Genomic DNA, 11,806 nt, shown 5'->3' on the forward strand with positions numbered 1-11,806 from the left:
CGCGAGCCCGGGGCGGTCAGGCCAGGTGGTGGACCCGGACCATGTTCGTCGTGCCGACGACGCCGGGCGGGGAGCCGGCCGTCACGATGACGGTGTCGCCGTGGTTGAACCGGCCGAGGTTCTTGATCTCGTCGTCGACCTGGTCCACCATCGCGTCCGTCGTGTCCACCTGGGGGGTCACGTGGGCCTCGACGCCCCAGCTGAGCGTCAGCTGGTTGCGGGTGTCCGCGTCCGGGGTGAACGCCAGGACCGGGATCGGCGAGCGGTAGCGGGAGAGCCGGCGGGCGGTGTCGCCGGACTTGGTGAAGGCCACCAGCGCCTTGGCGTTGAGGAAGTCGCCCAGCTCGCACGCCGCGCGGGCGACCGAGCCGCCCTGGGTGCGGGGCTTGCGACCCGGGTTGAGCGGCTGCAGGCCCTGCGCGAGCAGCTCCTGCTCGGCCGCCTCGACGATGCGGGACATCGTCTGCACGGTCTCGATCGGGAACTTCCCGACCGAGGACTCCGCCGACAGCATGACCGCGTCCGTGCCGTCGAGGATCGCGTTGGCCACGTCGGAGGCCTCGGCGCGGGTCGGGCGGGACTGGGTGATCATCGACTCCATCATCTGGGTGGCGACGATGACCGGCTTGGCGTTGCGGCGGCAGAGCGTGATCAGCTTCTTCTGCACCAGCGGGACCTTCTCCAGCGGGTACTCCACCGCGAGGTCGCCGCGGGCCACCATGACCGCGTCGAAGGCGAGGACGATCTCCTCCATGGCCTCGACGGCCTGGGGCTTCTCGATCTTGGCGATGACCGGGACCCGGCGGCCCACCTCGTCCATCACCGTGTGGACGTCCTCGATGTCCTTGGCGTTGCGGACGAAGGACAGGGCGACCATGTCGACGCCCATCCGCAGCGCGAAGCGCAGGTCGTCCTTGTCCTTCTCGGACAGCGCGGGGACGTTGACCGCCGCGCCGGGGAGGTTGATGCCCTTGTTGTTGGAGAGCACACCGCCCTCGACCACTCGGGTCACCACACGGGGGCCGTCGACGCTGACGACCTCCAGGGCGACGACTCCGTCGTTGATGAGCACCGGGTCGCCGGGCTTCACATCGCCGGGCAGACCCTTGTAGGTCGTGCCGCAGATGTGCTGGTCGCCGGGGACGTCCTCGGTGGTGATGGTGAAGGTGTCACCGTTCTCGACGGTGACCGGTCCGTCGGCGAAGGTCGCCAGACGGATCTTGGGGCCCTGCAGGTCGGCCAGGATGCCGACGGCGCGGCCGGTGGCCTCGGAGGCGGCGCGTACGGCCTTGTACCGCTGCTCGTGGTCGGCGTGGACGCCGTGGCTCATGTTCAGACGGGCGACATTCATACCGGCTTCGATCAGCGCTTTCAGCTGTTCGAAGTCGTCGGTCGCGGGACCCAGGGTACAAACGATCTTTGCTCGGCGCATATGGCTCATTCTATCGGGTCGCCTTTCGCGTGCATTTTCGAGTAATACGCCCCGAGTCTTCCCAGCTACCGGTGCGTCAGGAAGCGTGCTGCCGAACCAGATTGAAAGTCTGTCCGGCGATTTCGAGTTCCTCGTCGGTGGGGACCACCGCGATTGCCACCCGGGAGTCCTCGGTGGAGATCAGCCGCGGCGAGGAACCGCGCACCGCATTCCGGACGGAGTCGACCTCGATGCCGAGGTTCTCCAGCCCGGACATGGCCGCCTCGCGCACCGCCGCGCTGTTCTCGCCGACGCCGGCGGTGAAGGCGATGGCGTCCACCCGGCCGAGGACGGCGAGGTAGGCGCCGACGTACTTCTTCAGCCGGTGCACGTAGACGTCGAAGGCGAGCTGGGCGGCCGCGTCGCCCTCGCCCATCCGGCGGGCGATCTCGCGCATGTCGTTGTCCCCGCACAGGCCCAACAGGCCGCTGCGGCGGTTGAGCAGCACGTCGATCTCGTCCACCGACATCCCGGCGACGCGGTGCAGGTGGAGCAGGATGGCCGGGTCCAGGTCGCCCGAGCGGGTGCCCATGACCAGGCCCTCCAACGGCGTCAGGCCCATCGAGGTGTCCACGCAGACGCCGCCGGCGACGGCCGAGGCGCTGGCGCCGTTGCCCAGGTGCAGCACGATGACGTTCACCGACTCCGGTGCGCGGCCCAGGAGTTGGGCCGTGCGGCGGGAGACGTACTGGTGCGAGGTGCCGTGGAAGCCGTAGCGGCGGACCGAGAAGCGGTCGGCCGTCTCCCGGTCGATCGCGTAACGGGCCGCGTATTCCGGCATGGTGGCGTGGAAGGCGGTGTCGAAGACGGCCACCTGCGGCAGGTCGGGGCGCAGTCGGCGGGCCACCTCGATACCGGTGATGTTGGCCGGGTTGTGCAGCGGGGCCAGCGGCACCAGCTCGCGCAGCTCCTCCACCATCTTGTCGGTGATCACCGTCGGCGCGGTGAAGGTGGTGCCACCGTGCACCACCCGGTGGCCGATCGCGGCCAGCTCGGGGGAGTCCAGACCGAGGCCGTCGGCGGCCAGCTCGGCCGACACGGCCTCCAACGCGGCGGAGTGGTCGGGGAAGGGCCGCTCGGTGGAGCGGGTCCCGCCGTGCTGGGGCCGGTACTCGATCCGGCCGGTGGACTCGCCGATCCGCTCGACGATGCCGACGGCCGGACGGGAGCCGTCGGCCATGTCGATCAGCTGGAACTTCACCGAGGAGGAGCCGGAGTTGAGCACCAGCACCCGGGTTGCGTCGGTCATGCCCTGGCTCCCTGCTGCGCCTGGATGGCCGTGATGGCCACGGTGTTCACGATGTCCTGGACGAGCGCCCCGCGCGACAGGTCGTTGACCGGCTTGCGCAGGCCCTGCAGCACCGGGCCGACGGCGACGGCCCCGGCGGAGCGCTGCACGGCCTTGTAGGTGTTGTTGCCGGTGTTCAGGTCCGGGAAGACCAGCACGGTGGCCCGCCCGGCGACGGGCGAGCCCGGCAGCTTGGTCGCGGCGACGGCCGGCTCGACGGCGGCGTCGTACTGGATCGGGCCTTCGACCAGCAGGTCCGGGCGGCGCTCGCGGACGAGGTCGGTGGCCTTGCGGACCTTGTCCACGTCCGGCCCCGAGCCGCTGGTGCCGGTGGAGTAGGAGAGCAGCGCGATCCGGGGCTCGACGCCGAAGCGGGCGGCGGTCCCGGCGGACTGGATGGCGATGTCCGCGAGCTGCTCGGCGTTCGGGTCGGGGTTGACGGCGGCGTCGCCGTAGACGAGGACCCGGTCGGCCAGGCACATGAAGAAGACGGAGGAGACGATCGAGGCGCCCGGCGAGGTCTTGATGATCTCGAAGGCCGGGCGGATGGTCGCCGCGGTCGAGTGCACCGCGCCGGACACCATGCCGTCGGCCAGGCCCTGCTGGACCATCATCGTGCCGAAGTAGCTGACGTCGCTGACGACGTCCGCGGCCAGCTCGACCGTCATGCCCTTGTGCTTGCGCAGCTCGGCGTACGTCTCGGCGAAGCTCTCCCGCAGCGGCGAGGAGACCGGGTCGATGACCCGGGCCCGCGCGGCGGTCGCGGCGGCGCCGGGCTCGCGGTCCAGCCCGAGGTCGAGACCCAGCTCGGCGGCGCGGCGGCGGACGGCGCCCTCGTCGCCCAGCAGGGTGAGGTTGCAGACGTTCCGGCGCAGCAGCACCTCGGCGGAGCGGAGGATGCGCTCCTCGGTGCCCTCCGGCAGCACGATGTCCATCAGCCGCTCGCGGGCGCGCTCCAGCAGCTCGTGCTGGAACATCATCGGGGTCACCCGCTCGGACCGGCTCAGCTCGATACGGTTCGTCAACTCCGTGGTGTCGACGTGGAGTTCGAAGAGGCCGAGGGCGGTCTCGGTCTTCCGCGGGTTGGCGCTGCTGAGCCGGCCCTCCAGGGTGGACAGCTCGGTCGCGGTGGGGAAGCTGCCCTCCTTGGTGGCGAGCACCGGGGTGCCGGGGGCGATCCGGGCGGCGAGGCCGAGGACGTTCTCGTCGGGCCGCAGCCCGAGCGTGAGCAGCACGCCCGCGAGGGGCGGCGAGCCCGCGGCGTGGGCGGCGAGCGCCCCGATGAGCAGGTCGGCCCGGTCGCCCGGGGTCACCATGAGCGAGCCGTCGGAGAGGGCGTCCAGCAGGTTGGGCAGCATCGCCCCGCCGAAGACGAACCGGCGGACGTCGCGGGCCAGCCCGGAGGCGTCGCCGAGCAGCACTTCGGCCCCGGTGGCGTCAACGACCTGGGCGACGGTGGGGGCGGAGAGGGCCGGGTCGTCTGGGATCACGTAGACCGGGACGGAGGAGGTGCGGGTGAGCCGCCGCTGGACGTCCTGCTTGTCCCGCCCCTCGACCCGGTTCGCGATCATCGCGAGGACGCTGCAGCCGAGGTCGGTGAAGGCCCGGTAGGCGTTGCGCACCTCGGCCACCACCTGGTCCGCGCTCTCCCGGTGGCCGCCGACGACGGGCAGGACGAGGGAGCCGAACTCGTTGGCCAGGCGGGCGTTGAAGGCCAGCTCGTCCGGGATGTTGGTCTCGTGGAAGTCGGTGCCGAGGACGAGCACGGTCTGGCACTCGCGCTCGAGTGCGCGGTAGCGGTCCACGAGCCGGCTCACCAGCTCGTCGAGCCCCGCTTCCGCCTGGAGGGCGGCCGCCTCGTCGTAGCTCATGCCGATCATGTCGGCGACCGGGATGTCGATGCGGTAGCGCGAGCGGAGGAGGTCGAGGACGTGGTCGGCGGGCGGGTGCAGAAGCGGGCGGAAGATGCCCACCTTGTCCACGTGCCGGGTGAGGAGTTCCATCACCCCGAGCTCGACCGCCTGGCGGCCGTCGCCGCGGCCTATCCCCGATACGTAGACACTCCGGGCCACGAAGCCACTCCGTTCTGCTGGGCACATCCTGTCCGACCTTATCGCGCCAAAATCACACAAAGCGCGCGGGAGTCCCTTCAGGGCCCCCGTCAGGGGCGCGAGGACCTGCGCGCGCGACCCACCCACTCGGGGAGGTCCGTCCCGCGCATGGGGTCGGACCTCCCCGAGTGGTGGGTCGCGCGCGCCCCGGAGGGGCTCCTTCGGGGCCCTACCGGAGCTGGGTGAGCCAGGAGTGGAACTGCTGTTCCGGGTCCCCGGTGTAGGACCAGGGGACGCGGGCGGGGCGGTCGCCGAGGTGGGCGAAGACCTCCTTCGCCTCCGTGAGCAGGCCGGCCATGACCAGCCCGTGCAGCAGCATGTTCAGGTCGGCGACGTCCTGCGCGAACTCCCCGCCCGCCCGGTGCCCGATCCACTGACGCATCGTCTCCCGCAGTCCCTGGACGGCCACTTCGTGGGTCCAGTGGTAGGTGAGACCCACGGCCGTGGGGCCCTCCTCCTCCAGTCGGCGGCGGTAGTGCTCGGCCCGCGCCGCCTGGGCGAGTGACGCCAGCGGGTGGCCCACCGGGGCGAACGCCGCGCTGTCGCGGGCGAAGTTGTACATCTCCCCGTGCGAGCCGTGCCACCGGGCGGACAGGTGGCGCAGCACCTGGTGGTGCCCCTCCCGGTTGTACGGGTCGCGCGCCTGCAGTTCGCGCCACCAGTGCCAGACATGCGGATGACCCTGGCCGTAGAGGCGGGCCAGGGTCATCAGGGAGACCCACGGGACGGGGTCGGCGGGCAGCCGCTCGGAGGCCTGGAGGCAGATCCGGGCGACCCGGTCCAGCTCGTGCCGCGGCAGTGCGTCCACGGTCGGCGGCGGGGCGCTGCCCGCTTCCGCGTTGGCCTGCGCGGCGGCGGCGAAGAGCCGCATCAGTTCCGTCTCCGCCCGCAGCACGAGGGCGTCCGCGCTGTCGGGTTCGGCCATCTGCCAGGCCTCCACCGCCCGCGTCGTCGACGCGGTGTCCGCCAGCAGGCGGATCCGGAAGGTGCGCCGGTCCCAGTCGCGTCCGGTGGCACGGAGCAGGTCGCGGGCGCCCTGCCAGCGGCCGACGACAAGGTCCTGCCGGGCGGCGGCCAGGTCCCGGTCGCCGTAGGTCGGGTCGAACGGACCCGTGTTCGCGCGCTTCCTCGATCGTGGCATCTGGGCACTGCTTTCCGGAATGTGACGAAATGTCGGCGGAACGGTAAAGCGAAGCCGCCACCGACGGCGGGTGCCGTCGGTGGCGGTGGTGCGCGGTGCGAGGTGCTGGTGCAGAGATTGTCAGAGGTCGGTGGCGAGCCCGTCGGCGGGGGCGGGGTCCTTCACCAGGATGCTGCTGCCGAACTCCGCATCCTGCTCCGCAGCGAGCGCGGCGTCCAGACGTGCGGGCGGGTTGGTGTAGTACTCGCTGCCCTTGACCCAGTACCAGACCATCGGCAGCAGGCCGATGGCCACCGCGCCGAGGCCGATGCCGATCTGACGGGCGGTCAGCGTCGGGAGGGCCTCCACGAAGATGAAGACCATGAAGGCGGCGCCCAGGCCCGGCCAGATTCCGACGAAGACGGCGTTGGACAGGGACTTGAAGATCACCTTGCGGTAGGCGACCACCACGGCGATGCCGGCCAGCGCGTAGTAGATGCAGATCTGCAGTCCGATGGCGGCGACCGCGTCGCCCATGATGTCGCCCACCGAGCCGATGTTGGCGGAGGCGACGAACAGCGCGAGCGAGATCACGGTGATCACCAGGATGGCGAACCACGGGGTCTGCCAACGGCGGTGGGTGCGGCCGAAGATGGCGGGCAGGGTGTTGTCGCGGCCCATCGCGAAGAGCGAGCGGGTCACCTGGATGAGGGTGGTCTCCAGCGTGGCGATGGTGGACAGCACCACCGCGAGGACGAGCGCCTTGCCACCCCAGCCCTTGCCCACCGCGTCGCCGATGATGGTCATCACCGGGGTGTCGGAGTTGATGTCCTTCTGGGCGATGAGCATGTTCGTCACGATGGTGAACAACTCGAACAGGGCGAAGACGCCGAAGACGCCGATGAGGCCGCCGAGACCGGAGTTCTTCTGGCTGTTGCTGGTCTCCTCGCTGAGGTTGGCGGTGACGTCCCAGCCCCAGAAGTAGAAGGCGGCGATCAGCGCGCCGCCGGCGAAGCCGCTGAGGCCGCCGAAGTGGCCGAAGCCCCACAGCCAGGACCACTGGAAGTCGGCGCCGTTGCCGTTCTGGAAGAGGGCCACCACGCCGAAGACGACCAGCAGGGCGACCTCGACGCCGGTCATGATCCACTGGGCGTGGGCGGTGATCCGCGCGCCCAGCAGCACGAGCAGCGCCATGATCAGGAATGCGGCAGCGCCGACGCCGACACAGGCCCAGGTGTTGTTCGCGGCGCTCTCGGAGAACAGCGAGAGGGTGTACTGACCGGCCGGCAGCGAGCCCGCCACCATGAAGATCAGCGCCGAGACGACGAGGGACCAGCCTGCGATGAAGCCCAGCGACGGGTGCAGCGCCCGGCCCACCCAGGAGTAGCTGGCGCCGGCGTTGACGTCCAGGCGGCCCAGGTAGTTGAAGGCCCAGGCGATGCCGAGCATCGGTATCGCGCACCAGAGCAGGGCGGCCGGGCTGTAGAGGCCCGCCGCCCCGATCAGCAGCGTGGTCGAGGCGCCGATGGAGTACGCGGGCGCGCTCCCGGCGAAGGCCATGACGACGGTGTCAAAGCTGCCCAGGACATTGGCGCGCAGGCCGCCGCCCGATCTGGACGTGACAGGGGTCTCGGTAGTGCTCAACGGATACCTCGGCTCGTTCGGGCATGCCTGGGGCAGGCGTGGGGGAACGCGGTGAACTCAAGCAGTGCTGGTCGCGAGTTCGGAGACATGCAGGTGACGCCCATGTTTCGGGCGAACGCCGCAGTGCGGAGTGACGCGTGCCACATGCTGCACGCGCCGTGGCCGAAAGTGCAATACCTTGGCGGAATTCGAATTTCCGCCCGGCGTGACTGCGGATCCCGGGGCTGACCCGCCGCTTCCGCGACGGAATCCGAGGAGTTGAGCCCTGGTCAGATTCCCCAGCTCGCACGCAGCTCGGCCAGCGTCCGGTGGAACTCCGGGAAGGTCTTCCGCACGCAGCCCGGGTCGTCCAGGGTGATGCCGCCGCGCACGCGCAGGCCGGTGACCGAGAAGGACATGGCGATCCGGTGGTCGCCGTGGCAGGCGATGGTGGTCGAGCGGACCGGGCCGGGATGGATCTCCAGCCAGTCCGGGCCGGTGAGCACCGAGACGCCCATCGCGCGCAGGTTCTGGGCGCAGGCCTCCAGGCGGTCGCACTCCTTGACACGGATGTTGTAGACGTCCTCGATCCGCACCGGGCCGTCCGCGAAGGGGGCGATCGCGGCGAGCGTCGGGACGGTGTCCGAGATGTCGCGCATGTTCACCGTGACCCCGCGCAGCCGCCCGGTGCCGGTGACCGTGACCTGATCCGGCGTCAACTGCACGTCCGCGCCCATCTGCCGGAGCACGTCGGCGAAACGGAGGTCGCCCTGGAGCGAGTCCGAGCCGAGTCCGGGGACGGTGACGGAGTTGCCGGTCAGAGCCGCGGCGGCCAGGACGTAGCTGGCGGTGGAGGCGTCGGGCTCGATCAGGTAGTCCCGGGCCTGGTAGGGGATCGGCGGCACGACGAAGGTGTCGCCGTCGCGGTGGGCCGGGTTCCCGAAGGCGTTCATCATCGCGAGCGTGATGCCGACGTACGGGACCGAGACCAGGTCGGTGACGGTGATCTCCAGGCCGCGCCGGGTGAGCGGGCCGGTCAGCAGCAGCGCAGTGAGGAACTGCGAGGACAGCCCGGCGTCGAGCGTGATCTTGCCGCCCTCGATGCCGCGCGCCTCGACGCGCAGCGGGTGGTGGCCCTCGGCGCCCTCGTGCGTCAGCTCGACGCCGAGCTCGCGCAGCGCGTTGGTGAGCGGTCCGAGCGGACGCCGCCGCATCTGCTCGCTGGCGTCGAAGTGGAAGGAGCCGTGCCCGGCCGCTGCGAGGGCCGGCAGGAAGCGGGCGGTGGTCGCCCCGTCGCGGCAGTAGACGGAGGCGGCGGGGACGGCAGGGCCCGCCGGGCGGCCCTGCACCTGCCAGACCCCCGGTCGGCGGTCGAGGAGGTAACCCAGCGTCAGAAGTCCTTCGGCGAAACCCTCGGAGTCGTCCGACACCAGCGGCCGCCGCAGGGTGGTGACACCCTCCGCGGCGGCCGCGAGGTACAGCGCACGAGCCGTGATGGACTTGGAGCCGGGTATCTCGACGAGGGTCATGCCGCCGAGGATAGGGACATTCCAGCCAATCAGGCAGGGACGAGCCAGATCGTGGACAGCGGAGGCAGCGTCAGTTCCACGCTCGTGTCACGGCCGTTCCACTCCACCGGCTCCGCCTTGACCGGGTCCGGATTGCCCACCCCTGAACCGCCGTAGACGAAGTCGTCGGTGTTGAGCACCTCCAGCCAGCGGGCGTCCCGGACGTCCGCGCGGACGCTGGGCATGCCGACCCGGTAGCCGTGCCGGACCACCGGGGAGAGGTTGACGACCGCCACGATCGGGCGGTGGTCGGCGTCGTAGCGGATGAAGGAGAACACGTTGTCGTCCGCCGCGCCGCCGTCGATCCAGGAGAACCCGGCCGGGTCGGAGTCCAGCTGCCACAGGGCCGGGGTGTCCAGGTAGAGGCGGTTGAGGTCGCGGACCAGGCTGCGCACGCCGTCGTGGTCGCCGTGCGCGGGCCAGCCCTCCTCCAGCACCCACCACTGCGGGCCGTGCTCGTGGTCCCACTCCGCGCCCTGGGCGAACTCCGTGCCCATGAACAGCAGTTGCTTGCCCGGGTGGGCCCACATGAAGCCCAGGTAGGCCCGGTGGTTGGCGCGCTGCTGCCACCAGTCGCCGGGCATCTTCGAGACCAGCGCCCGCTTGCCGTGCACGACCTCGTCGTGGGAGATCGGCAGCACGTAGTTCTCGCTGTACGCGTACACCATCGAGAAGGTCATCTCGTTGTGGTGGTACTTGCGGTGCACCGGCTCGTGCTGGATGTACTCCAGCGTGTCGTGCATCCAGCCCATGTTCCACTTCAGGCCGAAGCCGAGGCCGCCCTGGTCGGTGGGGCGGGTGACGCCCGGCCAGGCGGTGGACTCCTCGGCGACGGTGACGATGCCGGGGGCGCGCCGGTAGACGGTCGCGTTCATCTCCTGGAGGAACCTGACGGCGTCCCAGTTCTCCCGGCCCCCGTGCTCGTTGGGGGTCCACTGGCCGTTCTCGCGGGAGTAGTCGAGGTAGAGCATGGAGGCGACCGCGTCCACGCGCAGGCCGTCGACGTGGAACTCCTCCGCCCAGTAGACGGCGTTGGCGACGAGGAAGTTGCGGACCTCGGCGCGGCCGTAGTCGAACTCCAGGGTGCCCCAGTCCGGGTGCTCCGCCCGGTTGGGGTCGGCGGGCTCGTACAGCGGGGTGCCGTCGAACCGGGCCAGTGCGAAGTCGTCCTTGGGGAAGTGCGCCGGGACCCAGTCGACGATGACGCCGATGCCCGCCCGGTGCAGCGAGTCGACGAGGTGGCGGAAGTCGTCGGGGGTGCCCAACCGGGCGGTGGGCGCGTAGAAGCCGGAGACCTGGTAGCCCCAGGAGCCGCCGAAGGGGTGCTCCATCACCGGCATGAACTCGACGTGGGTGAAGCCGAGGTCGCGGACGTAGGCGGGCAGTTCCTCGGCCAGTTGGCGGTACGTCAGCCCGTTGCGCCAGGAGGGGAGGTGCAGCTCGTACACCGACATGGGCGCGTCGTGCGCGGTACGGGACGCGCGCGCCGACATCCAGTCGGCGTCCTGCCAGCGGTGGCGCGAGGCGGTGACGATCGACGCGGTGCCGGGCGGGCACTCCGTCTGCCGGGCCAGCGGATCCGCCTTCTGCATCTGCCGGCAGTCGCGGGTGGCGATCTCGTACTTGTAGCGGGTGCCCTCGCCCAGGCCCGGGACGAACAGCTCCCAGACGCCGCTGCGGCCGAGCGAGCGCATGGGGTGCGAGGTGCCGTTCCAGCCGTTGAAGTCGCCGACGAGGCGGACGCCGGTGGCGTTCGGGGCCCAGACGGCGAAGGCGGTGCCGGTGACGCCGTCGATGGTCCGGATATGGGAGCCGAGGGCCTGCCAGAGCTGCTCGTGCCGGCCCTCCTGGATCAGGTGCAGGTCGGTCTCGCCGAGGGTGGGCAGGAAGCGGTAGCCGTCCTCCTGCTCGAACTCCGTGCCGTTCCAGGTCACCCGGAGGGTGTAGGCCGGAAGGGCGGCGAACTCGGTCAGCAGCCCGGTGAACAGGCCGTCCTGCTGGTGCGTCAGCTCGAAGGCCTCGTGCTCAGTGACCACGACGACCCGCTCGGCGAGCGGCCGCAGCACGCGGACGGCGACGCCCTGCGCGGTGGGGTGGGCGCCCAGCAGCCCGTGCGGATCGTGATGCCAGCCGCCCACCAGCCGTTCCACCTCGCCGGGCGCGAGCGGGGCCTCCGGCACGGCCTGTACCCCCGCGGGCACGAGCGGGCGCGGGCCGGGCAGCACGGCGGCGGTCTCGGACGACTCGTACGGCTTCACGAGCGGGGCCTTCCTGTCTCGGTGTCGGACGATCCTGCAGACGACTCTCTCCCGGCGGGGGCGCCCCCGCATCCGCGCTCCGCGCGGACACCCGCCCCCGTGCCCCGGCTCCCCGGCTCGCCGCCCCCGCCCTGACGCTGCACGCCGGGCAGGCCGGCTGACGCCGCCTCAGGAGCGGTGCGGCCGTTCAGCCCGGGGGACGGCTGCGCGGTGCCGGGAGCAGGGGCCGCGGCTGCGCCGCCGGGTGGCTGTGCCGCTGCCTGCCCCGCGCCGGCCTGGCGCTCCGCGCGGCCGGGCGCACCGGCGGTACCGGCGCGGGTGGCCGGCGCCCCGTCGGGGGCCGGGGGTGGACTGCCCGGCGCCGGCG

At 71.3% G+C, this 11,806-nt stretch carries 7 protein-coding genes; all 7 read right to left on the reverse strand.

Annotation, left to right across the window (positions count from 1 at the left end):
• Positions 1 to 16: 16 nt before the first annotated feature.
• Positions 17 to 1,432, reverse strand: a complete 1,416-nt coding sequence (pyk, locus tag ACFP3V_RS10565; protein WP_380582312.1) for a pyruvate kinase — start codon at positions 1,430 to 1,432, stop codon at positions 17 to 19.
• A gap of 76 nt (positions 1,433 to 1,508) precedes the next feature.
• Positions 1,509 to 2,720 (reverse strand): acetate kinase, encoded by a 1,212-nt coding sequence (locus ACFP3V_RS10570; protein ID WP_380582314.1) that lies wholly within the window; start codon positions 2,718 to 2,720, stop codon positions 1,509 to 1,511.
• Positions 2,717 to 4,831 carry a phosphate acetyltransferase gene (pta, locus tag ACFP3V_RS10575; RefSeq protein ID WP_380582316.1) on the reverse strand — a complete coding sequence of 705 codons (2,115 nt, stop codon included), beginning with the start codon at positions 4,829 to 4,831 and terminating at the stop codon, positions 2,717 to 2,719. Before pta ends, ACFP3V_RS10570 begins: the two co-directional genes overlap by 4 nt.
• A 208-nt stretch (positions 4,832 to 5,039) precedes the next feature.
• Positions 5,040 to 6,011, reverse strand: coding sequence for a hypothetical protein (locus ACFP3V_RS10580; protein WP_380582318.1), 972 nt, complete (start codon positions 6,009 to 6,011; stop codon positions 5,040 to 5,042).
• 120 nt (positions 6,012 to 6,131) lie between these two features.
• Entirely contained in the window at positions 6,132 to 7,634 is a 1,503-nt protein-coding gene (locus tag ACFP3V_RS10585; protein ID WP_380582320.1) for an APC family permease, read from the reverse strand.
• A gap of 269 nt (positions 7,635 to 7,903) precedes the next feature.
• Positions 7,904 to 9,142: a 3-phosphoshikimate 1-carboxyvinyltransferase gene (gene aroA, locus ACFP3V_RS10590; RefSeq protein WP_380582322.1), complete on the reverse strand. Its 1,239-nt coding sequence runs from the start codon at positions 9,140 to 9,142 to the stop codon at positions 7,904 to 7,906.
• 29 nt (positions 9,143 to 9,171) lie between these two features.
• Positions 9,172 to 11,439 (reverse strand): 1,4-alpha-glucan branching protein GlgB, encoded by a 2,268-nt coding sequence (gene glgB, locus ACFP3V_RS10595; RefSeq protein WP_380582324.1) that lies wholly within the window; start codon positions 11,437 to 11,439, stop codon positions 9,172 to 9,174.
• Positions 11,440 to 11,806: the final 367 nt, after the last annotated feature.

The organism is Streptacidiphilus monticola, assembly GCF_042658505.1.
In the GTDB taxonomy this organism is placed as follows: domain Bacteria; phylum Actinomycetota; class Actinomycetes; order Streptomycetales; family Streptomycetaceae; genus Streptacidiphilus; species Streptacidiphilus monticola.

Bases quoted from the DNA above. Each gene is read 5' to 3' on its own strand.
- ACFP3V_RS10580 (WP_380582318.1), bottom strand. From the start codon at position 6,011: ATGCCACGATCGAGGAAGCGCGCGAACACGGGTCCGTTCGACCCGACC.
- pyk (WP_380582312.1), bottom strand. From the start codon at position 1,432: ATGCGCCGAGCAAAGATCGTTTGTACCCTGGGTCCCGCGACCGACGAC.
- ACFP3V_RS10570 (WP_380582314.1), bottom strand. From the start codon at position 2,720: ATGACCGACGCAACCCGGGTGCTGGTGCTCAACTCCGGCTCCTCCTCG.
- aroA (WP_380582322.1), bottom strand. From the start codon at position 9,142: ATGACCCTCGTCGAGATACCCGGCTCCAAGTCCATCACGGCTCGTGCG.